20 protein-coding genes are annotated in these 21,309 nt (G+C 74.7%); 10 read left to right on the forward strand and 10 right to left on the reverse strand.

Annotated elements, in window-relative coordinates; all coding sequences use genetic code 11:
• Window positions 1-4: 4 nt before the first annotated feature.
• Entirely contained in the window at window positions 5-1,165 is a 1,161-nt protein-coding gene (locus tag ACFU5J_RS12870) for an enolase C-terminal domain-like protein (RefSeq protein WP_430578964.1), read from the forward strand.
• Window positions 1,162-1,974: an SDR family NAD(P)-dependent oxidoreductase gene (locus tag ACFU5J_RS12875; protein WP_430578965.1), complete on the forward strand. Its 813-nt coding sequence runs from the start codon at window positions 1,162-1,164 to the stop codon at window positions 1,972-1,974. The genes ACFU5J_RS12870 and ACFU5J_RS12875 overlap by 4 nt, the downstream gene beginning before the upstream one ends.
• A gap of 9 nt (window positions 1,975-1,983) precedes the next feature.
• On the opposite strand, the gene ACFU5J_RS12880 is transcribed toward ACFU5J_RS12875, so the two are convergent.
• Window positions 1,984-2,313, reverse strand: a complete 330-nt coding sequence (locus tag ACFU5J_RS12880) for a nuclear transport factor 2 family protein (RefSeq protein WP_430574440.1) — start codon at window positions 2,311-2,313, stop codon at window positions 1,984-1,986.
• A 53-nt stretch (window positions 2,314-2,366) separates the two neighbouring features.
• Window positions 2,367-3,134: an SDR family NAD(P)-dependent oxidoreductase gene (locus tag ACFU5J_RS12885; RefSeq protein ID WP_430578966.1), complete on the reverse strand. Its 768-nt coding sequence runs from the start codon at window positions 3,132-3,134 to the stop codon at window positions 2,367-2,369.
• 93 nt (window positions 3,135-3,227) lie between these two features.
• Here ACFU5J_RS12885 and ACFU5J_RS12890 point away from each other — a divergent pair, with 93 nt between their 5' ends.
• Together ACFU5J_RS12890 and ACFU5J_RS12895 are read left to right on the forward strand one after the other, a co-directional pair.
• The gene (locus ACFU5J_RS12890) at window positions 3,228-4,229 is read left to right on the forward strand and encodes a C-terminal binding protein (RefSeq protein ID WP_430578967.1); all 1,002 of its coding nucleotides are present in this window, start codon (window positions 3,228-3,230) and stop codon (window positions 4,227-4,229) included.
• A gap of 53 nt (window positions 4,230-4,282) precedes the next feature.
• Entirely contained in the window at window positions 4,283-5,137 is an 855-nt protein-coding gene (locus ACFU5J_RS12895) for a fumarylacetoacetate hydrolase family protein (protein WP_430578968.1), read from the forward strand.
• A 15-nt stretch (window positions 5,138-5,152) separates the two neighbouring features.
• On the opposite strand, the gene ACFU5J_RS12900 is transcribed toward ACFU5J_RS12895, so the two are convergent.
• Both ACFU5J_RS12900 and ACFU5J_RS12905 read right to left on the reverse strand, forming a co-directional pair.
• A complete protein-coding gene (locus ACFU5J_RS12900) occupies window positions 5,153-6,019 on the reverse strand; it encodes an SMP-30/gluconolactonase/LRE family protein (RefSeq protein ID WP_430578969.1) in 867 nt (288 codons plus the stop codon).
• A 107-nt stretch (window positions 6,020-6,126) separates the two neighbouring features.
• Window positions 6,127-8,061: a phosphoenolpyruvate carboxykinase (GTP) gene (locus ACFU5J_RS12905; protein ID WP_430578970.1), complete on the reverse strand. Its 1,935-nt coding sequence runs from the start codon at window positions 8,059-8,061 to the stop codon at window positions 6,127-6,129.
• Between the two features lie 133 nt (window positions 8,062-8,194).
• Between ACFU5J_RS12905 and ACFU5J_RS12910 the strand changes: the two genes are divergently transcribed.
• Window positions 8,195-9,688: a helix-turn-helix domain-containing protein gene (locus ACFU5J_RS12910; RefSeq protein ID WP_430574446.1), complete on the forward strand. Its 1,494-nt coding sequence runs from the start codon at window positions 8,195-8,197 to the stop codon at window positions 9,686-9,688.
• Between the two features lie 26 nt (window positions 9,689-9,714).
• Here the strand turns inward: ACFU5J_RS12910 and ACFU5J_RS12915 are convergent, their stop codons facing one another.
• On the reverse strand, window positions 9,715-11,028 hold the full coding sequence (locus ACFU5J_RS12915; RefSeq protein WP_430578971.1) for a hemolysin family protein: 1,314 nt from the start codon (window positions 11,026-11,028) through the stop codon (window positions 9,715-9,717).
• Window positions 11,029-11,180: 152 nt separating this feature from the next.
• Window positions 11,181-11,972, reverse strand: coding sequence for an ABC transporter ATP-binding protein (locus ACFU5J_RS12920; RefSeq protein ID WP_430574448.1), 792 nt, complete (start codon window positions 11,970-11,972; stop codon window positions 11,181-11,183).
• Between the two features lie 181 nt (window positions 11,973-12,153).
• On the opposite strand from ACFU5J_RS12920, the gene ACFU5J_RS12925 reads away from it, so the two are divergent.
• Complete coding sequence (locus tag ACFU5J_RS12925; protein WP_430574449.1) at window positions 12,154-12,537, forward strand: YybH family protein; 384 nt, start codon at window positions 12,154-12,156, stop codon at window positions 12,535-12,537.
• Between the two features lie 27 nt (window positions 12,538-12,564).
• Here the strand turns inward: ACFU5J_RS12925 and ACFU5J_RS12930 are convergent, their stop codons facing one another.
• Window positions 12,565-13,881: an alpha/beta fold hydrolase gene (locus tag ACFU5J_RS12930; RefSeq protein WP_430578972.1), complete on the reverse strand. Its 1,317-nt coding sequence runs from the start codon at window positions 13,879-13,881 to the stop codon at window positions 12,565-12,567.
• Between the two features lie 55 nt (window positions 13,882-13,936).
• On the opposite strand from ACFU5J_RS12930, the gene ACFU5J_RS12935 reads away from it, so the two are divergent.
• Together ACFU5J_RS12935 and ACFU5J_RS12940 are read left to right on the forward strand one after the other, a co-directional pair.
• Window positions 13,937-14,668 carry a hypothetical protein gene (locus tag ACFU5J_RS12935; RefSeq protein WP_430578973.1) on the forward strand — a complete coding sequence of 244 codons (732 nt, stop codon included), beginning with the start codon at window positions 13,937-13,939 and terminating at the stop codon, window positions 14,666-14,668.
• Window positions 14,652-15,245, forward strand: a complete 594-nt coding sequence (locus ACFU5J_RS12940; RefSeq protein WP_430578974.1) for a TetR/AcrR family transcriptional regulator — start codon at window positions 14,652-14,654, stop codon at window positions 15,243-15,245. The genes ACFU5J_RS12935 and ACFU5J_RS12940 overlap by 17 nt, the downstream gene beginning before the upstream one ends.
• A 200-nt stretch (window positions 15,246-15,445) precedes the next feature.
• On the opposite strand, the gene glpK is transcribed toward ACFU5J_RS12940, so the two are convergent.
• From glpK to ACFU5J_RS12955, 3 genes are all read right to left on the reverse strand, one after another.
• Complete coding sequence (gene glpK, locus ACFU5J_RS12945) at window positions 15,446-16,960, reverse strand: glycerol kinase GlpK (RefSeq protein WP_430574453.1); 1,515 nt, start codon at window positions 16,958-16,960, stop codon at window positions 15,446-15,448.
• A gap of 77 nt (window positions 16,961-17,037) precedes the next feature.
• Window positions 17,038-17,799 carry an MIP/aquaporin family protein gene (locus ACFU5J_RS12950; RefSeq protein WP_430574454.1) on the reverse strand — a complete coding sequence of 254 codons (762 nt, stop codon included), beginning with the start codon at window positions 17,797-17,799 and terminating at the stop codon, window positions 17,038-17,040.
• Between the two features lie 111 nt (window positions 17,800-17,910).
• Window positions 17,911-19,656, reverse strand: a complete 1,746-nt coding sequence (locus ACFU5J_RS12955; RefSeq protein WP_430578975.1) for an FAD-dependent oxidoreductase — start codon at window positions 19,654-19,656, stop codon at window positions 17,911-17,913.
• A 101-nt stretch (window positions 19,657-19,757) separates the two neighbouring features.
• Here ACFU5J_RS12955 and ACFU5J_RS12960 point away from each other — a divergent pair, with 101 nt between their 5' ends.
• Together ACFU5J_RS12960 and ACFU5J_RS12965 are read left to right on the forward strand one after the other, a co-directional pair.
• Entirely contained in the window at window positions 19,758-20,711 is a 954-nt protein-coding gene (locus ACFU5J_RS12960; protein ID WP_430574456.1) for a sugar-binding transcriptional regulator, read from the forward strand.
• Between the two features lie 57 nt (window positions 20,712-20,768).
• On the forward strand, window positions 20,769-21,287 hold the full coding sequence (locus ACFU5J_RS12965; RefSeq protein WP_430574457.1) for an amino-acid N-acetyltransferase: 519 nt from the start codon (window positions 20,769-20,771) through the stop codon (window positions 21,285-21,287).
• Window positions 21,288-21,309: the final 22 nt, after the last annotated feature.

The raw sequence follows: 21,309 nt of genomic DNA on the forward strand, positions 1-21,309 counted from the left end.
GCTGATGGCCCGCGTGACCGAGGTCCGCACGCACACCGTCGCCGTGCCGTTGCCGCAGCCCCTGCCGCTGGGCGCGATGACCGTGACGCGGCGCGAGTACGTCGCCGTGGAGGTGCTCGCCGAGCCGGAGCCGGGGGAGGCGGACGGCCCGCTGGTCGGCGTCGCCTACGCGCTCACGCGGGAGGCGCCGATGGCGGAGCTCGTCGAGCGGCTCGTGGCGCCGCACGTCGTGGGGCGCCGGGTCGCGGGTCCCGACGACGTCCGCGCCGCCTGGGACGCGATGCTGCGCGGCTCGGCGATCGTCGGGCGGGTCGGCCTGGTGCGCCGGGCGATCGGGCTCGTCGACGTGGCCCTGTGGGACGTCGCCGGGCAGGCGACGGGCCGCCCGGTCTGGAGCCTGCTGGGCGCCGACCGCGCCCCGCGCCCGGCGGTCCTCGTCGCCGCGTACCCGACGCCGGGGCGCACCGCCGCCGACGTCGCCGACGAGGTGCTCGGGCACGCCGCCGAGGGGTGGCCGCTGCTGAAGATCTCGCGCTCGCCGGACCGCGCGCTCATGCGCGACGTGATCGCCCGGGTGCGGGCGGGGCTCGCGGAGCGCGGCCGGCGCACGGTCCCGGGCCGGGACGGCCTCGTCGTCGACGTCGGCTTCGGCTGGCGCGACGCGGAGGAGGCGCTCGCCGACCTCGCCGCCTGGGGCGTCGCGGCACCGGGCGGCGAGCCCGCCCTGGCGTGGCTCGAGGACCCGCTGCTGCCGGAGGACGCGGCGGGTGCGGCCCGGGTCCGGGCCGCGACCGGGCTGCCGCTGAGCATCGGCGACGAGGTCACCGACCCGGAGGTCCACGCCCGGCTCGCCGCGCTCGGCGCCCTCGACGTGCCGCGGGTCGACGTCGTCGCGATCGGCGGCCTCACGCCGGCCGCCGGGCTCGTGCGTTCCTGGCGCGGCGCCGGGCCGGCGCCGTCGAGCCATGTCTACCCGGAGGTCAGCGTGCACCTGGGCGTCGGCGTCGAGACCTTCGACCGGTCCCCCCACGGCAACCCCTACGACCCGGCGCCCCTGCTCGTGACGGGCGGGCCGACGTTCGACGGCGGCCGCGCGACGCCGCCGGCAGCGCCGGGCCTGGGCTTCGGCCTGTCCCCGCGGTTCTTCCCGGGGGCGGCGCGATGAGCGCGCGCAGCGTCGTCGTCACGGGCTCCGGCAAGGGCATCGGCCGGGCGATCGCGGCCCGGCTCGCCGCCGACGGCTGGGTCGTGGTCGGCGTGGAGCGGAGCCGGGGGTCGGGCAGCATCGAGGACGGGGTCTGCGCCGCCGTCGTGCTGGGCGACTCGCGGGAGCGCGGGGTGCACCGCGAGGCCGCCCGCCGGGCGCGGGAGCTCGCCCCGCTGGCGGGCTGGGTGAACAACGCCGGGGTCACGCGGACCACGCCCCTGCACGCCCTCGCCGACCCGGCGCGCGAGGCCGAGGTGGAGGCCACGGTGCGCGAGATCGTCGACATCAACGGCCTGGGCTACCTCTGGGGCGCGGCCGCCGCGGTGGAGGCGTTCACGGACCAGGTCTCGGGCGGGGCGATCGTCAACGTCGGGTCCATCCACGGGCGGGCCTCCTTCGCCGACCACGCCGCGTACGAGCTCACGAAGGGTGGGATCGACGCCCTCGCGCGCAGCGTCGCCGTCACGTACGGGCGCTACGGCATCCGCGCCAACACGGTCGCGCCGGGCGGTGTCCGCACGCCCCACCTCGAGGCGCAGATCGCCGCGGCCGCCGACCCCGCGGCCGAGGAGCGGCACCTGTCGCAGGGGCCGCCCCTGGGGCGGATCGCGACGGCCGAGGAGGTCGCGGCGGTCGTCGCGTTCCTGCTGTCCGACGAGGCGGCCTACGTCTCGGGGCAGTCGCTCGCGGCGGACGGGGCGTGGACCGCGTCCTTCGGCACGCCGCCGTCCGACCCGGAGCTCGACCGGCGCTACGGGCTGGCCTGAGGCCGCGCGTCAGGCCTTGAGCATGCTGGCGCGGGCGATGGCGCCGTCGGTGACGTCGAACGTCGCCACCGTCTCGCCCGTGCCGCTCGTGCTCGTCACGAGCTCGCGCGCCACGAGCCACCGCTCGCCGAACGCGACCGACGTCGTGATCTCGCAGTGCAGGGCGGGGTCCTCGAAGCGCCCCGCGTAGAAGGTGCGCAGGGCGTCGCGGCCCACGAGGGGCTCGGGCGTCACGCCGGTCACGACGGCGTCGGCGGCGTACGTGGTGAGGAAGCGGTCGAGGTCGCGGGCGTTGAAGGCGTCGACCTGCTCGGCGACGACGGTGGCAGCGGTGGGCACGGGTCCTCCGGGTGGTGGGGTGATGGGGCGGTACGTGCGGTGGGGCGGCGGCCTCAGTCGATCCGGACGCCGCCGTTGACGTCGTAGGTGGCGCCCGTGACGAACGCGGCGCGCGGGTCGGCGAGGGAGCCGATGACCCAGGCGACGTCCTCCGGGGTGCCGAAGTCCCCGAGGGGGATGGACGAGGTGAGCGCGGCGCGCCCGGCGTCGTCGAGCTGGTCGGTGATGCGGCTGGTGACCGGGCCGGGGGCCACCGCGTTCACGCGGATGCGCTCGTCGGCGAGGATGCGGGCGAAGGACCGCGTGATCGCGAGGATCGCGCCCTTGGACGCCGCGTAGTGGACGCCCGTCCTGAGAGCGCCCTGCTGGCCGGCGATCGACGCGACGTTGACGATGGCGCGGTCGTCGTCCGAGCGGTCGGCGGCGCCCCGCCCGGCGCGCAGGAGCGGCAGCGCCGCGCGGGACAGCACGAAGGTGCCGCGCGCGTTGGTCTCCATGACCTGGTCCCACTCGTCGAGCTCGATGTCGTCCAGCGCGCGGTACGGGCAGGTGCCGCCGTTGTTGACGAGCACGTGCAGCCGGCCCCAGGTCGCGGTCACCTCGTCGACGAGCGCCGCGACGGACGCCGGGTCGCGCAGGTCGAGGCGGGACACGCGCACGTCCGCGCCCGCCCCCGCGCAGCGCTCCGCCGTCGCCGTCGCGCCCGCCTCGTCGTGGGCGTAGGTGAGCCAGACGTCGTGGCCCTGCTCGGCGAGGTGGACGGCGGACGCGGCGCCGATGCCGGAGCTGGCGCCGGTGATGAGGGCGAGTCGTCGGGACATGGACGGAACGCTATAGCACCCGGAAGGCGCCGCGCACCCGGTTCGAGGGCCGGGCGGTTGGGTGAGGAATGCTATCTGCTATAGCATTCCCGCATGAGCTCCGACACCGTCGTCATCACCGACTGCGACCTGCCGTCCACCGCCTGCGAGGACACCGTCGGAGCCGCCGGCCTGCGCGCCGTGGGCGCCGCGGCGCGCACCGAGGAGGAGGTCGTCGAGGCCGTGCGGGCGGCCGGGGGCGCCCAGGCGCTCGTCGTCCAGTGGGCACCGATCACGGCCCGCGTGCTCGACGCGGTCGGCGGACCCGGGGGCGTGCGCCTCGTCTCCCGGATGGGGATCGGCTACGACATGGTCGACGTCGCCGCCGCCACCGAGCGCGGCATCGCCGTCGCGAACACCCCGACCTACTGCATCGAGGAGGTCGCGTCGCACACGCTCGCGATGGTGCTCGGACTCGGGCGCGGGCTCGTCGGGTACGACCGTGACGTGCGGGCCGGTCGCTGGGCGCCCACCGCGGCCCGTCCCGCCGCCGTCCGTCCGTCGACGACGACGGTCGGCGTGGTGGGGTACGGCCGCATCGGCTCCGAGGTGGCGCGGGGCCTGGCCGCCCTGGGCTTCCGGGTGCTCGTGCACGACCCGGTGGTGCCGGCGGCGGACGTCGAGGCCGCGGGCCACCTGCCGGCGTCCTTCGAGGAGCTGCTCGCCGCCGTCGACGTCATCACCCTGCACGCGCCGCTCACCGACGACACCCGGCACCTGCTGAACCGCGACACGCTCGCCTCGGCGCGTCCCGGCGTCCTCGTCGTCAACACCTGCCGAGGGCCGCTCGTGGACGAGGAGGCCCTCGCGGACGCGATCGAGGCCGGCCACGTCGGCGGCGCGGCGCTCGACGTCTTCGCCCACGAGCCGCTGCCGGCCGGCAGCCGGCTGCGGTCGCTCGACACGGTCGTGCTGACCCCGCACGCCGCCTGGTTCTCGCCCGAGGCCATGGCCGACCTGCCCGTCCACACCGCGCGCAACGCCGTCGACTTCCTCGCGGGCCGGCCGGTGCCCTCGGTCGTCAACCCCGGGTTCGCCCGCGTGCTCGCGCGCTGACGCCGCCCCCGCCGCCCCGCCGCCCCCCACCGCCTCACGCCCCTGGAGCCTCCGTGCAGCTCGTCCGTCTCGGCCCCGCCGGCCAGGAACGCCCCGCCGTCCGCCACGACGGCGTCACGTACTCGCTCTCCCCGCTCACGCGCGACGTCGACGGGGCGTTCCTCGCGGCGGACGGCGTCGCGCGCACGCGCGCGGCCCTCGCCGCCGGCGGCCTGCCGGTGCTCGACGGGGCCGAGTCCCTGCGGGTCGGGCCGCCGGTCGCGCGGCCCACGGCCCTCGTCTGCGTCGGCCAGAACTACGCGGCCCACGCCGCCGAGTCGGGCGCCGCCCCGCCCGAGGCGCCGATCGTCTTCTGGAAGCACTCGAACACCGTGGTCGGCCCCTACGACGACGTCCTCGTGCCGCCGGGCGCCACGACCGTGGACTGGGAGGTCGAGCTCGGCGTCGTCGTCGGGCGCCGCGCCCGGTATCTCGCCTCGCCCGAGGAGGCGGCCGCGCACGTCGCGGGGTACGTCCTCTCGCACGACGTGTCGGAGCGCGACTACCAGCTCGAGCACTCCGGCGGGCAGTGGTCGAAGGGCAAGAGCTGCGAGACGTTCAACCCTCTGGGGCCCTGGCTCGTGCCGGCGGACGAGGTCGACGCCGGCGGGCTGCGCCTGCGTTCGTGGGTCAACGGCGAGGCGCGCCAGGACTCGACGACGGCCGACATGATCTTCGACGTGCCGTTCCTCGTCTGGCACCTGAGCCGGTACATGGTGCTCGAGCCGGGCGACGTCATCAACACCGGGACACCGCAGGGCGTCGCGCTGTCCGGCCGGTTCCCGTACCTGCGGGACGGCGACGTCGTGACCCTCGAGATCGACGGGCTGGGGCGCGCGGAGCAGCGCGTGCGCGACGCCGTCGTCTGACCCGACGGCGCGGGCTCAGCCGGCGAAGGGCAGCGCCGGCAGGCCGCGCACGCCCACCTCCACCCGGAACAGGGAGCCGGCCTCCGGCTCCGCGCCGGCCGCGAGACCCTGCCTGGACGTCGTGACGTACAGCGTGTCGAGCCGCTCGCCCCCGAAGGCGCAGGCGGTCACCTGGGAGGCCGGCAGCCGGACCTCGGCGTCGGGCCGCCCGTCGGGCGCGTAGCGCCGCACGACCGACCCGCCCCAGAGTGCGACCCAGACCCCGCCCTCCGCGTCCACGGCGAGCCCGTCGGGGACGCCGTCGGCGGGGTCGATCGTGGCGAAGGGCCTCCGGCCCACCAGGCCCCGCGGGTCGACCGACGCCGCGACGACGTCGAGGAGGTCGACCCGGTGCGCGGCCGTGTCGACGTAGTAGGCGAGCGTCCCGTCGGGCGAGAAGCCCAGCCCGTTCGAGCAGCCGATGCCGTCGAGCACGACGCGGGTGGTGCCGTCGGGGTCGATCCGGTGCAGGGACGCCGTGGCGCCGGGGCCGGTGACCATCCCGCCCGCGTACAGCGCGCCGTCCGGCGCGGTCGCGCCCTCGTTGAGCCGCACCGCGGGGCCGTCGTCCAGCCGGGCGAGGGGGCGCAGCGGCCCGTCGTCGTCGTCCGCGACCGCGACCTCGCGCTCCAGCGCGACGACGAAGCCACCGGCGGCGCGCGGCCGCACCAGCGCCGCGACGTCGCCCACGTGCCGGCGGTCGACCGCGCCGTCGGGGCGCACCGTCAGCAGGTCGCCCGCGAGCATGTCGACGAAGCGCAGCCCGCCCCACGCCGGCCACCAGACGGGGCCCTCGGCGTGGTGGGCGACGGGGCCCGTGACGTTCTCGGGGGTCGCGGTCATCCCGCGATTCTGCCGCCTCCCGGGGCGGCGTCCGGCACGCGGTGGTGCCGGGCGTGCCACGGGCCCGCCGGTGCCTCTCCGGCGGGCCCGAGCCTGAGGTGGCGCCGTCAGCGCTCCGCGCCGAGCCGGTCGCGCAGCAGGGACAGCTGCGCCCAGAGCTGGTCGGGCACGCGGTCGCCGAACGTCTCGAAGAACTCGCCGGTGAGGGCCGCCTCGGCGCGCCACGGCGCGACGGGGACGTCGAACAGCGCGGCGAGGTCGTCGTCGGACAGGTCGAGGCCCTCGGTGCGCAGGGCGCCCGGAGCGGGCAGGAGCCCGACGGGGGAGTGCACGGCGCCGGCGTCGGTGCGCAGGCCGCGCGAGCGGTCGAGCTGGGTGACGACCCACTCCACGACGCGCGAGTTCTCGCCGAACCCGGGCCACAGGAAGCGGCCGTCCTCGCCCTTGCGGAACCAGTTCACCTGGAACACCTTGGGCCGCTTGTCGGCGTCGAGCGCCTTGCCGACGCGCAGCCAGTGCGCCCAGTGGTCGGCCATGTTGTAGCCGCAGAACGGCATCATGGCGAAGGGGTCGCGGCGGAGCTCGCCGACCGTGCCCTCGGCCGCGGCGGTGCGCTCGGAGCTGATGGTGGCGCCCATGAAGACGCCGTGGTCCCAGCTGGTCGCCTGGGTCACGAGCGGCACGTTCGAGGCGCGGCGGCCGCCGAAGACGATCGCGTCCACGGGCACGCCCGCCGGGTCCTCCCACGCGTCCGCGATGGACGGGCACTGCGCCGCGGCCACGGTGAACCGGGAGTTCGGGTGCGCGGCGGGGGTGTCGGAGTCCGGCGTCCAGTCCTCGCCCCGCCAGTCGACGAGGTGCGCGGGGGCCTCGGGGGTGAGGCCCTCCCACCACACGTCGCCGTCGTCGGTCAGCGCCACGTTCGTGAAGATCACGTCGTGGGTGAGGGTGTCGATCGCCGTCGGGTTGGTCTCGACGCCGGTGCCGGGCGCGACGCCGAAGAAGCCCGCCTCGGGGTTGATCGCGCGCAGGCGGCCGTCGGGGCCGGGGCGCATCCAGACGATGTCGTCGCCGAGCGTCTCGACCGTCCAGCCGGGGATGGTCGGGCGCAGCATGGCGAGGTTCGTCTTGCCGCAGGCGCTCGGGAACGCGGCGGCGAGGTGGTACTGCCGCTGCTCCGGCGAGGTGACGCGGACGAGGAGCATGTGCTCGGCGAGCCAGCCCTCGTCGCGGGCCATCGCCGAGGCGATGCGCAGGGCGAAGCACTTCTTGCCGAGCAGCGCGTTGCCGCCGTAGCCCGAGCCGTACGACCAGATCTCCCGCGTCTCCGGGTAGTGGACGATGTACTTGGTGTCGTTGCACGGCCAGGGCACGTCCTGCGCGCCGTCGGCCAGCGGGGCGCCCACGGAGTGCACGGCCGGCACCCACTGCTGGCCGCCGTCGATGAGGTCCAGGACGGCGGGGGAGACGCGCGTCATGACGTGCATCGACACGACGACGTACGGCGAGTCGGTGATCTCGATGCCCACCTGCGAGATCGGGCCGCCGACGGGGCCCATGGAGAACGGCACCACGTACATGGTGCGGCCGCGCATCGAGCCGGCGAACACGTCGGCCAGCTCCGCGCGCATCGCGGCGGGGGCGCGCCAGTTGTTCGTGGGGCCGGCGTCCTCCTCGCGCTCCGCGCAGATGAACGTGCGCGACTCGACGCGCGCGACGTCGGACGGGTGCGAGCGGGCGAGGTAGGAGTTCGGCCGCCTGGCCTCGTCCAGCTTGATCAGCGTGCCGGCCTCCACCATGCCGTCGAGCAGGCGCTGCTTCTCCGCGGCGGAGCCGTCGCACCAGACGATCTCGTCCGGCTGGGTCAGCGCGGCGACCTGCCGCACCCACGCCCGCGCGTCCTGCGGGGCCTGTGCCCGGGCGGCCGGTGCGGTCGCGGCGCCGGCGTGCTCCGCGGGTGCCAGCGCGTGCGGGGCCAGGGCGTCCGGGGCGAGCTCGGCGATCGCGAGGCGCGTGCGGCGCGGGTTCGCGGTGAAGGTCATCGGGTGCTCCGTCCGTCGGATGGGCCCCCGGCGTGCGCTGCCGGGTGGGCTGACTCCAGCGTCTCGCACCCCGGAACCAGCTTTCCAGCAGTTCACCCGTGAAGATTCGCCGATCTTCACGTACCGTCAAACCATGGCGACGAAGGACGGCCCGGCGGCCGAGTCCCCGGACCTCATCACCCTCGGGCGGCGCATCCGGCACGCCCGCACGGCGCGGGGCCTCACGCTCGAGGCGCTGGGGGAGCGGGTGGGCTCGGCACCCAGCCTGCTGTCGCTCGTGGAGAACGGCCGGCGCGAGCCCCGGCTGTCGCTGCTGCGGTCGCTGGCCGAGGCGCTGGACGTCGCCGTGCCCGACCTCCTCGCCGACGAGCCCCCGTCGCGCCGCGCCGAGCTGGAGATCTCCCTCGAGCGGGCGCAGCGCGGGCCGCTGTTCGGGGCCCTCGGCCTGCCGTCGGTGAAGCCGAGCCAGAAGCTCCCGATGCCGGTGCTGGAGCAGCTCGTCGGCCTGCACTCCGAGCTGTCGCGCCGCGAGGAGGAGGCCATCGCCACGCCCGAGGAGGCCCGGCGGGCGAACACCGAGCTACGCAACGAGCGGCAGGGGCGGGACAACTACCTGCCCCAGATCGAGGCCCTCGGCGAGGAGCTGACCAAGCGGGCCGGGTACGCGGGGGCTGGTGCGCTGACGCACCGCACGGTGGCCCGCATGGCCGAGCAGCTCGGGCTGACCCTGCTGCACGTGGACGACCTGCCCCGGTCCGCACGCTCCGTGACCGACCTGGAGAACGGCCGGATCTACCTGCCGCCGGCGTCGATCCCGGGCGGGCACGGCCTGCGGTCCCTCGCCCTGCAGGCGATCGCGCACCGGGTGCTGGGGCACGACCGCCCGCGCAGCTACGCCGAGTTCCTGCGCCAGCGCGTCGAGATCACGTACTTCGCCGCGTGCTGCCTCATCCCGCAGTCGGTGGCCGTGGAGTTCCTCCAGCGCCGCAAGCGCGAGAAGGACCTGGCGGTCGAGGACTTCCGCGACGCGTTCGGCGTCACGCACGAGGCGGCCGCGATGCGGCTGACCAACCTGGCGACCGTGCACCTCGGCATCCCGCTGCACTTCCTGCGGGTGGGGGACGACGGCGCCCTGTTCCGCGGCTACGCCAACGACGGCCTCCCGCTGCCGCAGGACGTCACGGGCGCGATCGAGGGGCAGCTCGTGTGCCGCTGGTGGGCGGGCCGCGAGGCGTTCACGCGCCGGGACCGCGCCACCGAGTCCTACCAGTACACGGACACGCCGGCCGGCACGTTCTGGGACTCCGTGCAGACGGGCACGGGCGCCGACGGGCGGCAGTTCTCCATCACGGTGGGGGTGCCGTACGCGCACGCCAAGTGGTTCCGCGGCCGGGACACCCAGGTGCGGCACAGCTCCACCTGCCCCGACCCGGCGTGCTGCCAGCGCCCGCCGGCGGACCTGGCCGAGCGCTGGGACGGCGTCGCCTGGCCCAGCGCCCGGATGCACCAGCAGGTGCTGGCGGCCCTGCCCCGCGGCGCGTTCCCCGGCGTCGACGACACGGACGTGTTCGCCTTCCTGCAGCGCCACGCCCCGGCCGCCGGCCCGGCGGACGAGACCGCGGGCTGAGGCCGGCGGGGACCGGGGCGGTCTCCTCAGCCCCGGTCCAGCCGCACCTCGCGGATGCGCCGGTCCTCCACCTGCGTCACCCGGAGCGTGCCCGCGGCGCGGCCGTCGCCGTGGCCCGGGTCGTCCAGGCCGTCCGCGCCGTCCAGGACGACGACGTCGCCCTCCTCCGCGAGCCGGCCCAGCCGGGCGAGGACGTAGCCCGCGACCGTCTCGTACGGCCCGTCGGGGAGCTCCACGCCGGTCGCGCGGGCGAACTCCTGCAGCGTGAGGCCGGCGTCGTAGGTGCCGGCGACGTGCACGGCGGCCAGCGGGTCGTGCTCGTCGCGGATGTCGCCGACGAGCTCCTCGACCAGGTCCTCGAGCGTCACGATGCCGTCGGTGCCGCCGTACTCGTCGACGACCAGCGCGAGGTGGGTCCGCGTGCGCCGCATGTCGGCGAGCGTGGGCAGCAGGCGCCCGGTGGCCGGCAGGTCGAGCACCGGCCGGGCGACCTCGCGCACGGTGCGCCGCCCGTCCGCCGGGTCGCCCGCGGCCCGGGCGAGGTCGCGCACGTGCACGAAGCCGAGCACGTCGTCGACGTCCGTGCCCGTGACCGGGTAGCGCGAGTAGGGCAGGTCGCGGGTGCGCTCCTGGGCCTCGGCGAGGGTGAGCGTCGCGTGCAGGAAGACGACGTCGCCGCGGGGGCGCATCACCTCGCCGAGCGTGCGTTCCGTCGCGGCGAACACGTCCGACAGGATGCGCCGCTCGTCCTCGTGGAGCCCCGGGTGGGCGGCGACGAGGTCGCGCAGCTCCTGCTCGGTGATCTCCTCGGACCGCTGGGTCGGGTCGCCGCCGAGCAGCCGCACGACGGCGTCCGTCGAGCGCGAGAGCAGCCAGATGACCGGCCGCATGAGCACCGCGAAGCGGTCCAGCGGGGGCCCCACGACCAGCGCGACCTGCGCGGAGCGCTGCAGCGCGATCCGCTTCGGCACCAGCTCGCCGAGCACCAGCGACGCGTAGGCGATGACGAGGGTCAGCCCGACCAGGGCCACGGTCGCGGACGCGCCGGCGGGCAGGCCGGCGGACTCCAGCGCGGGCGCCAGGTCCGGCGCGAGCGTGGACGCGCCGTACGCGGCCGAGAAGAAGCCGGCCACGGTGACGCCGATCTGCACGGCGGCGAGGAACCGGTTCGGGTCGCGCGCGATGGCGGCCACCCGCCGGCCGCGCGTCCCCTGCTGCTCCAGCCGGTCCAGCTGCGTGCTGCGCAGCGAGACCAGCGCGAACTCCGTCCCGGCGAACACCCCGCCCAGGAGTACGAACAGGAGCACGAGCGCGATGTTCCACCAGGTGTCCGCGTCCACCGGGGTCCTCTCCGTCGGTCGCCGGCCCGCGGGGGACCGACGGTCGCCGGCCCCGGCGTCGCTGCGGGTGCGTCACGGGGAGAACGCCCCGTGCCGGGTCCCGGTTCCGGCGCCGGCGGCGCGGTGCCGGTCGGACGCGGGTCAGGCGCCGGTCAGCGGAAGCGCTGCGCCGCCAGCGGGGCGGCCTCGGCGAGGCCGCGCACGGCCGGGTGGGCGTCGTCGTCGGCGCCGGCGGCGAGCACGTCGCTCATCGACCCGGACGCGACGAACGTGCCGTCGGCGAGCACGTGCACGGTGGGGCAGAGCCGGCCGACCAGCTCGACGTCGTGCGAGACCAGCAGCACGGCGGTGCCCTCGGCGCGGGTGGCCTCGGTGAGGCGGCGCACGATCTCGCCGCGCATGGCCGGGTCGACGGCGGTGAGCGGCTCGTCGAGCAGCATGGCGTCGGGCCGGGTGGCGAGGGCGAGCGCGAGGGCGAGGCGCTGCTTCTCCCCGCCGGACAGGGAGTGGATGGTGCGGCGCGCGAACTGCGGCTCCAGCGCGACGTCGTCGAGCAGCTCCTCGACGGTGCGGCCGCTCGCCCGGCCGGCCTTGCGGGCGTCGGACAGTGCGCCGGAGACCGCGCGCTCCACCGTCCACCGCGGGTCGGCGTCGAGCCCGTTCTGCGCGACGGTGCGGACCGCGGCGCGGAACTTCTTCTTGTCCCGCCGGCCCAGCTTGCCGACCGTGCGGCCCTCGAACGTCACGTGGCCCTCACGGATCCGCAGCTGCCCCAGCAGCGCCTGCACCAGCGTGGACTTCCCGGTGCCCGACTCGCCCACGACACCCACCGGCTCCGCGCCCGGCAGCAGCGCCAGGTCGATCCCCTCCAGGATCGCCGGGCCGCCGTACCCGACCACCAGGTCGGCCGCGCGCAGGATCGGGGTGGGGGAGGTGGTGCTCATGAGGTCGCCTTCTGCTTCACGTGGCGGGCCCGGGCGGGCGCCGCCGGTACGTCCGACGAACGACGGTACCCCGCGGTTCCCGCACCCCGGCGCGGTCGTCCAGATCTCCGCGGCGGTCCTGATCCCGGCGAGGTGGTCCAGAGCTCGGCGGGGGAGTCCCTGCGGCGGGCATACTGCGGAGATGGCAGCGGACCGGGAGTCGGTACGGCGGTGGGTCGCCGGGTACGAGGCCGCGTGGCGGGCCGGCGACGCGGACGCCGTCGAGAAGCTCTTCACTCCCGACGCCCGGTACGCACGCTCGCCGTACGACCCCGAGGAGCTCGTGGGGCACGAGGCCGTCCGCGGGTTCTGGACCGTCGACGAGGACGCGTCGTTCACGATGACGGCCGAGCCGCTCGCCGTGGAGGGGGACGTCGCCGTCGTCCGCCTCGAGGTGCGCTACACCGCACCGCGCGAGCAGGAGTACCGCGACCTGTGGGTGCTGCGCTTCGCCCCCGACGGCCGCGTGGCCGACTTCGAGGAGTGGGCGTACTGGCCCGGGAAGGCCTGGACCGCGGCGACGTGAGTCAGGCGCCGACGTCCCCTGGCCGGCTCAGGACCGTGCGCCGCCGCGGGCGTCCATGCGGGCGAGGAGCTTGGGGAGCACGTCGCCGAGGCGCAGGCCGTCGTGCTCGAACTCGTTGGTCACCCAGGCGCGGGCGTTCCCGACGTGCCCGGCGGTCTCGAGGGACAGGCCCGCGTCGACGAACATGTCGTCGTGGTAGACGGCCGCCTCGAGCGGGGCCTCGTTGCGGGCGAGGACGCCGAGGTCGTACAGGTCGTCCCAGCCGTCGCGCGCGGCGAGCGCCTCGGCGGCCGGGCGGAAGGGGCGCAGCGCGGCGACCTGCTCGAACATCCAGGGGTAGATCATCTCGCCGGTGAACAGCAGCGGCCGCGCGTCGGCGGCGAACGACGCGTCCCCGTCGCGCACGCGCTGCGCGGACCACGCGGTCGTGCCGGTGCCGGACTGCGCGTAGATCGACTCGTGCAGGACGGCGTACATGGCGTTGGTGGCGAAGCCGGTGGCGGCCTCGACCTCCGCGAGGAACGTGTCGCTCAGCTCGTCGGGGGCCGCGTCGTCGAACGCCTCGTCGACGATCCAGTGCACCCGCTCGAAGCCGGGGCCCATGCCGAACGCCGTGCCGAGGGTCTGGAACCGCTCGACGGACAGGAGGTCCCCGCCGGGCAGGCGGACGTCGCCCACGGCGATGCGGTCGGCGATCCGGGCCACGCGCTCGACGTCGTCGGGGTACCGCTCGCGGTAGAGCGCGTTCTTGGCGACGACGCGCGGCTGGGTGCGCCGGTAGACGTCCTCGGCGCTCGCGGTGAGCCCGGCGAGGCCGCCGGTGACGTACGACGCGGCCACGGCCTCGGGCGCGCGCGACAGGTAGGTGAGGGTGAGGAAGCCGCCGTACGACTGGCCGAGGGTGGACCAGCGACGCCCGCCGTAGACGGTCTTCCGCACGTGCTCGGCGTCGTCGACGATCGCGTCGGCGCGGAAGTGGGAGAGGTGCTCGGCCTGGACGTCGGCGGACCCGACGGCGGTGAGGGCGCCCGCGCGTACCGCCGTCGACCGGCCCGTGCCGCGCTGGTCGAGCAGGACGACCCGGAAGCGCTTGATCGCCTCGCCCACCCAGCCGTCCGGGCCGGTGGGGCGCGGGCCCTTGCCGCCCGGGCCGCCCTGCAGGAAGACGAGCAGGGGCAGGTCGTCGCCCTGGCGGGTGGGGTCCACGAGCTCGCGCACGAAGAGAGAGATCGTGCGGCCGTCCTCGGGGTGCGACCAGTCCAGCGGCACCGTGAGGGTGCGGTCGGTGACGTGGACGCCGGGGATCGTGTACTCGCGCGTGGTGGTCCTGCCCGTGGTGCTCACCGGCACAGCCTAGGCCGGGTTGCATTAATGGAGTGCGTGCTCCAACAATAGGGTCGTGCCCCGAACCGCTCCCGCGTCCGTGACCGAGGTCCGACAGCCGCGTGCCGTGCCCCTGCTCGTCCTCGCGGCGACCGTCCTGCTCGCCGTCGGGCTGGGCTTCGGCCTCCCGCCGCTCGCCCGCTGGCTGGAAGGGGTCCTGAAGGCCGGCCCGCTGCCGGTCCTCGGCCCGGTCGAGCTGCTCGCCGGGCTGCCGCTGACCTGGTCCGTCCCGATCCTCGGCGGCCTCGGCGTGGTGGCCGGGACGCTGCTGGCGCTGTCGACGATCGGGGAAGCGCTGCGCCTCACGGTCGCCGCCGACCACCTGGAGCACCGCACGGACGACCAGGAGGGCTGGGTGGAGCGGAGCGACGTCGCCGACGTCTTCCGCGACGGCCGGTACCTGGTCCTCCTCGGCCGGGGCGGCGCACCGCGCGCCCGGCTGGACGCGGACACCCTCCGCAAGGCCGAGGTGCGGGGCGCCTTCGAGGCGCACGGCTGGCCGTGGCGCGACGCCGACCCGCACGAGCACGAGTACGAGCGGTGGGTGGACGGCCGTCCGGGCTTCGCCCCCGCCGAGCACGCGCTGCTGCGCCGCCGGCTCGCGGAGCGCAAGGACGCGGGCGCCGTGGCGGAGGTCGACGCCGAGCTCGGCGCCCACGGGATCGCCGCGCGCGTCCAGGGTGACCGGCTCCAGGCCCGTCGGTGCGGCGTCCCCACCGTCGAGGACGTCCGTGGCACGCACCGTTGACCCGGCGCGCCACGAGGCGCGCCGCCTCCAGATCGTCGCCGCCGGGCTGACCGTCCTCGCGGAGCGCGGGTACGAGGGGGCGACCACGGCGGCGATCTGCCGGCAGGCCGGCATCGGCTCGGGCACGTTCTTCCACTACTTCGCCACAAAGACGGAGCTGGTGCTCGCGATCCTGGAGCTGGGCACGGCCGAGACGGTCGAGAAGGCGGCCGCCCTCGAGGGTCGCACCGACCCGCTCGGCGTCCTGCTGGATCTCCTGGGGGGCTGGGCCGACGACGCCGCCGACCCGCGCATCCCCGGCTTCGTGCGCGCCGTCGCCGGCGTCATGCACCTGCCGGCGGTCGCCGCGGCCCTCGCGGCCGACGACCAGGCCCAGCGCGACCTCCTCGTCCCGTGGATCGCCCGCGGCCAGGCCGCGGGCGAGGTCCGCACCGACCTCGCGCCCGCCCGCATCGCCTCGTGGCTCGTCCTGCTCTCCGGCGGCTTCCTGGAGCGCGTCGCCACCGACGACCGCTTCACCGTCGACGGCGAGCGCCCCCTCCTCCTCGCCACGGCGCAGGACTTCCTCCGCGGGTGACCGCGCGGCGGGCAGGTCCGCGCCGCCGTGCGGATCCCAGCTCCGGCAGCAAGCCACACCCCGGGCAGAGCTCGAACGCAGAGCGGCGGGGACGGACCTCGTGCGGGCGGTCGTAGGTGTTCCCGAAGTGGAGGGCGCCCTGGCGCCCGTGAACGCGACCGCCCGCACGAGGTCCGTCCCCGCCGCGGGTTCAAGCAGAACTACTGCACGTCAGCATCAACCCAGTCGAAGGTCTTCGACACGGCCTTCTTCCAGGACCGGTAGAGGCGCTCACGCTCGTCCTCGGCCATGGCCGGCGACCAGCGCTTGTCCTCCGCCCAGTTCGCGGTGACGTCCTCCTCGCCCTTCCAGAACCCGACGGCGATGCCGGCGGCGTAGGCGGCGCCGAGCGCCGTCGTCTCGGCGACCTTGGGCCGCACGACGTCGACGCCGAGCTGGTCCGCCTGGAACTGCATGAGCAGCTCGTTCTGGACCATGCCGCCGTCCACCTTGAGCTCCGTGAGGTCGACGCCGGAGTCCAGCTTCATCGCGTCGACGACCTCGCGGGTCTGGAAGGCCACGGCCTCCAGCGCCGCGCGCGCGATGTGGTTGCGGTTGACGTACCGCGTGAGGCCGACGAGCGCGCCGCGCGCGTCGGGCCGCCAGTAGGGCGCGAACAGGCCGGAGAACGCCGGCACGAAGTAGGCGCCGCCGTTGTCCTCGACCTTGCGGGCCAGCCACTCGACGTCGGGGGCGTCCTCGAACATGCCGAGGTTGTCCCGCAGCCACTGGATGAGCGAGCCCGTGACGGCGATGGAGCCCTCGAGCGCGTACACCTGGGGGGCGTCGCCGATCTTGTAGCAGACGGTGGTGAGCAGGCCGTTCTTGCTCGGCACCTTCTCCGTGCCGGTGTTGAGCAGCATGAAGTTGCCCGTGCCGTACGTGTTCTTCGCGGTGCCGGTCTCGAAGCAGGCCTGGCCGAACGTGGCCGCCTGCTGGTCGCCGAGGATGCCGGCGATCGGCACGCCGGGCACGAGGCCGCGGGGGCGGCCCTGCCCGTACACCTCGGAGGAGGAGCGGATCTCGGGCAGCATCGACATCGGGATGCCCATGTCCGCGGCGATGTCCTCGCGCCAGCTCAGGGTGTCGAGGTCCATGAGCATGGTGCGCGACGCGTTGGTCACGTCGGTGACGTGGACGCCACCGTCGGGGCCGCCCGTCATGTTCCACAGCACCCAGGTGTCGGTGTTGCCGAAGAGGAGGTCGCCGCGCTCGGCGGCCTCGCGCGCGCCCTCGACGTTGTCGAGGATCCACTTGACCTTGGGGCCGGAGAAGTAGGTCGCCAGCGGCAGGCCGACGATCGCCTTGTACTTCTCGGGGCCCTCGGAACCGCCGAGCTCGTCGACGATCGCCTGCGTGCGCGTGTCCTGCCACACGATGGCGTTGTAGACGGGCTTGCCGGTGTTCTTGTCCCACACGACGGCGGTCTCGCGCTGGTTGGTGATTCCGATGGCCGCGAGGTCCGTGTGCGCGAGGTTGCCGCGGGTGAGCGCGAGCCCGACGACCTCGCGCACGTTGCTCCAGATCTGCTCGGCGTTGTGCTCGACCCAGCCCGCCTTGGGGAAGATCTGCTCGTGCTCGAGCTGGCCGGTGGAGACGATCCGGCCGGAGTGGTCGAAGACGATGGCACGCGAGCTCGTCGTGCCCTGGTCGATGGCGAGGACGTAGTCAGCCATGGGGGATGCCCTTCACGTCGGTGTGGTGGAAGAGGGGGACCGGCCGGGCCCGGTGGGGGCCCGGCCGGCGGGGTCGGTCAGGAGTAGGCCGCGCCGAGCAGGCCGGCGAGCACGCCACCCACGAGGGGCCCGGCGACGGGCACCCAGGAGTAGGCCCAGTCGCTGGAGCCCTTGCCCTTGATGGGCAGGAAGGCGTGCGCGATGCGGGGCCCGAGGTCACGTGCAGGGTTGATGGCGTACCCCGTGGGTCCACCGAGGGAGGCGCCGATGCCGACCACGATCAGTGCGACCGCGAGCGGCCCGAGCCCGGAGGGGGACTTGCCCGAGACGACGACGAAGAACACCAGCACGAAGGTCGCGATGACCTCGGTGATGAAGTTCCAGCCGTACGAACGCAGCTCCGGCCCGGTCGAGAACACCGCCAGCTTGGTGGCGGCGGGGGCCTCCTGGTCGAAGTGCTTCTTGTACACGATGTACGCGAGCACGGCACCGATGATCGCGCCGATCATCTCGGCGCCGAAGTAGATGAACATGTTGCTCACGGTGGGCTCGATCGTCGCGGTCACGCGGCCCTCCGGGCCGGTGAGCGTGGCGAACGGCAGCTGTGCCGAGTAGAGGCCGATGGTGACGGCCGGGTTGAGGTGGGCGCCCGACTTGTACGCGGTGAACACACCCGCGAACACCGCGAGACCCCATCCGAAGTTGATGAGGAGCCAGCCGCCGTCGAAGCCCTTGGTTCTCGGGAGTATCACGTTGGCGACGACGCCGGCTCCCAGCAGGATCAGCGTCGCGGTCCCGAGAATCTCGGACCAGAACGCCTGCATGATCAATGAGTCCATCGTCGGTTCTCTTTCTCTTGAGGGACCACGTTGTCCTCTCCGGGACCGGAGAGCCCGCGACGGGCGGCGACGCCCTGCGGGTGCCCGGCCGGTCGCCCGGCCGGGATCGGATCAGCCCCGCAGGGGCTGCATGGCGGCGACGTCGGGCGCACGGAGGCGGACGGCCTCCGCGCTCGTGTCGTCGGGCTGGAGCTCCGCCTGGTCCTCGGCCTGGGCCCGGGCGGTGTAGGCGTCGACCTCGGCCTGCCGCGCGGCGGCGTCCCAGCCGAGGAGCGGCGCGGCGATGTCGGCGATCTCGTCGAGCGCGGCCAGGCCGCGGTCGGACACCTCGTAGACGAGGCGGGTGCGGTGCAGCAGCAGGTCCTCGAGGTGCAGGGCGCCCTCGTGGCTGACGCCGAAGTGGATCTCGGCGCGCAGGTAGGCGGGGGCGTGGTCGAGCGGGCGGGCCAGCGACGGGTCCTGCTCGCACAGGTCGACCAGCTGGCGCAGGGACGACCCGTACCGGTGCAGCAGGTGGTCCACCATCGCGGGCTTCCACCCGAACTTGGCCGCCCAGGTCCGTGCCAGGCGCCGCGTGGCCTGCAGGCCGACCGCGCCGAGCAGCGGGATCTGGTGGGTGATCGACGGGAGCGCGGCCGCGCGCTGCCCGATGGCGAAGTCCACGGCGTCCTTCGCCATCACGCGGTAGGTGGTGAGCTTGCCGCCGGCGATGACGGTGAGGCCGGGCACGGGGCTCGCGACGGTGTGCTCGCGCGACACCTTGGCGGAGCTGGTGCCTTCCTTGGTGCCGGGCTGGAGCAGGGGGCGCAGGCCGGCGTACGTGCCGATGATGTCGTCGCGGCTCAGCGGGTGGGCGAGCACGGCGTTCGCGTGGTCGAGGATGTAGTCGATGTCCTGCGCCGTGGCGATGGGGTGCGTCGGGTCCTGGTCCCAGGGGGTGTCGGTGGTGCCGACCACCCAGTACCGGGACCACGGGATCACGAACAGCACGGACTTCTCGGTCTGCAGGATGAGGCCGACGGTGCCCTTGATGCGCTCGCGCGGGACCACGATGTGCACGCCCTTGGACGCCAGCACGCGCAGGCCGCCCTCGTCGCCGGCGAGCGCCTCAGTGTCCTCGGTCCACACGCCGGTCGCGTTGATGACGTGCCGGGCGCGCACGGTGATCTCCTCGCCGCTCTCGAGGTCGACGAGCACGGCACCGTTCACGGCGCCCGTCGCGCCCTTGGTGAGCCCCACGACCTGGGTGCGGGCGGCGGCGTGCGCGCCGTAGCTCACGGCCGTGCGCACGAGCGTGGTGACGAGGCGGGCGTCGTCGACGGAGGCGTCCCAGTACTGCACGGCCCCGATGGCGGCGTCGTGGGCGAGGTCCGGGAACTTGCTCGACATCTGGCGCCGGCTGAGGTGGCGGTGCAGCGGCATGGCGCGGCGGCCCGGGGCCAGCGAGGCGAGGGTGTCGTAGAGGGCGATTCCGGCGCCGACGTACGCGCGCTCCCACACCCGGTGCTCCAGGGGGTAGAGGAACGGGACGGGCTTCACCAGGTGGGGCGCGATGTCCTTGAGCAGGAGGTCCCGCTCGGTCAGCGCCTCCTTCACCAGGTGGAAGTCGAGCATCTGCAGGTAGCGCAGTCCGCCGTGGACCAGCTTGCTGCTGCGGCTCGACGTGCCGGAGGCCCAGTCCTGGGCCTCGACGATCGCGGTCGACAGGCCGCGGGTGGCGGCGTCGAGCGCGATGCCGGCGCCGGTGACGCCGCCGCCGATGACGAGGACGTCGAGCTCACCGCTCGGGGACTGGGAGTCCTTCAGCGCGGCGAGCGCCTGGGTACGCGACTCGGCCGTGAGGCGGGTGGAGGCCATCGGGGGGTTCCTTCCGATCGACGACGACGCTCCCAGGGCAGCATCCCCAGCACGTCCGCGCAAGCCAGGTGCACGAACGTGCAGGATGAGAAACTGGGGCCATGGCGAGCTACCGGGAACGCGACGTCGTCATGGCGGCGACCATGTACTACCTGCAGGACATGAAGATGGAGACGATCGCGCGCCATCTGCGCACCTCGCGGTCCACCGTCTCGCGGCTCATCAAGCGGGCCCGGGAGACCGGCGTCGTCGAGATCACGTTGCGTCCCGGACCGTCCCGGGCACCCGGCCTCAGCCAGGAGATCGCCGAGCGGCACGGCATCGACGCCTACGTGGTGCCGGTCGCCGACTCGGCCAACGACGACGACCGCCTGCAGCAGGTGTCGATCACCACCGCCCGACTCCTGGCCCGCTGGTTCGACTCCGACATGGTGCTTGGCGTCGCCTGGGGCACGACCCTCGCCGCCATCACCGAGCACCTGCCGCACAAGCCGACCCGCGGGGCCGCCGTCGTGCAGCTGAACGGCGCCGCCAACACCAGGACCTCGGGCATGACCTATGCCGGCGACCTGATCGCGGGCTTCGGGACCGCCTTCGACGCGTCCGTCCACTACTTCCCCGTCCCCGCGTTCTTCGACTTCGCCGAGACCAAGGCGGCGATGTGGCGCGAGCGCTCCGTGCGCCGCGTGCTCGACGTCCAGTCCCGCGCCGACATCGCCCTCTTCTCCGTCGGCGCGCTCACCGGCGGCGTCCCGTCGCACGTGTACTCGGCCGGGTACCTCGACCCCGACGACGTCGCCGTCCTCGACGCCGAGGGGGTGGTGGGCGACGTCTGCACCGTCTTCATGCGCTCGGACGGCACCTACCGCGACATCACCCTCAACGCCCGCGCCACCGGACCCGCGCCGGCCGAGCTGCGCCGCATCCCGCGGCGGCTGTGCGCCGTCGCGGGCGACAACAAGGTCGTCCCGCTGCAGGCGGCGCTCGCCGCCGGCGTCGTGACCGACCTGGTCATCGACGAGGCCACCGCCGTCGCACTCGTGGAGGAGTCGTGAACGTCCGTGCACCGGGACGCCCGCGCCCGCCGCGGCCCACGCTCGTAGAGTGACGCCGTGCCCCAGGACCACGGCGCGTCGTACGCCGTCCGCCCCGCTCTGCCGGCCGACATGCGGGCGGTGCGCCGCCTGGTGGAGCCGTACGCCGAGCGACGCATCCTCCTGGCCAAGGAGATGGTCGGGTACTACGAGGCCGTGCAGGAGTTCCTGGTGGCCGCCGACCCCGACGGCGAGGTCGTGGGCTGCGGCGCCCTGCACGTGATGTGGGACGACCTCGCCGAGGTGCGCACCCTCGCCGCCGACCCGGCGTGGCGCGGGCACGGCGTCGGGCACGCGATCGTCGAGGGGCTCGTCGGCCGAGCACGCCAGCTCGGGCTGCGCCGCGTCTTCTGCCTCACCTTCGAGGTCGGCTTCTTCCGCACCCACGGCTTCCGTGAGATCGACGGCACGCCCGTGACGACCGACGTCTACGCCGAGCTGCTGCGGTCCCACGACGACGGCGTCGCCGAGTTCCTCGACCTCGCGCGGGTCAAGCCCAACACCCTCGGCAACACGCGGATGCTGCTCGAGCTCTGACCGCCTCGCCCGGCCGCCCGCG

Origin of the sequence: Isoptericola sp. NPDC057559 (assembly GCF_042801555.1) — a bacterium.
Classification (GTDB): Bacteria; Actinomycetota; Actinomycetes; order Actinomycetales; family Cellulomonadaceae; genus Isoptericola.

Bases quoted from the DNA above. Each gene is read 5' to 3' on its own strand.
- ACFU5J_RS12960 (WP_430574456.1), top strand. From the start codon at position 19,758: ATGGCGAGCTACCGGGAACGCGACGTCGTCATGGCGGCGACCATGTAC.
- ACFU5J_RS12900 (WP_430578969.1), bottom strand. From the start codon at position 6,019: ATGACCGCGACCCCCGAGAACGTCACGGGCCCCGTCGCCCACCACGCC.
- ACFU5J_RS12870 (WP_430578964.1), top strand. From the start codon at position 5: ATGGCCCGCGTGACCGAGGTCCGCACGCACACCGTCGCCGTGCCGTTG.
- ACFU5J_RS12910 (WP_430574446.1), top strand. From the start codon at position 8,195: ATGGCGACGAAGGACGGCCCGGCGGCCGAGTCCCCGGACCTCATCACC.
- ACFU5J_RS12905 (WP_430578970.1), bottom strand. From the start codon at position 8,061: ATGACCTTCACCGCGAACCCGCGCCGCACGCGCCTCGCGATCGCCGAG.
- glpK (WP_430574453.1), bottom strand. From the start codon at position 16,960: ATGGCTGACTACGTCCTCGCCATCGACCAGGGCACGACGAGCTCGCGT.
- ACFU5J_RS12890 (WP_430578967.1), top strand. From the start codon at position 3,228: ATGAGCTCCGACACCGTCGTCATCACCGACTGCGACCTGCCGTCCACC.
- ACFU5J_RS12875 (WP_430578965.1), top strand. From the start codon at position 1,162: ATGAGCGCGCGCAGCGTCGTCGTCACGGGCTCCGGCAAGGGCATCGGC.
- ACFU5J_RS12920 (WP_430574448.1), bottom strand. From the start codon at position 11,972: ATGAGCACCACCTCCCCCACCCCGATCCTGCGCGCGGCCGACCTGGTG.
- ACFU5J_RS12955 (WP_430578975.1), bottom strand. From the start codon at position 19,656: ATGGCCTCCACCCGCCTCACGGCCGAGTCGCGTACCCAGGCGCTCGCC.
- ACFU5J_RS12925 (WP_430574449.1), top strand. From the start codon at position 12,154: ATGGCAGCGGACCGGGAGTCGGTACGGCGGTGGGTCGCCGGGTACGAG.
- ACFU5J_RS12950 (WP_430574454.1), bottom strand. From the start codon at position 17,799: ATGGACTCATTGATCATGCAGGCGTTCTGGTCCGAGATTCTCGGGACC.
- ACFU5J_RS12885 (WP_430578966.1), bottom strand. From the start codon at position 3,134: ATGTCCCGACGACTCGCCCTCATCACCGGCGCCAGCTCCGGCATCGGC.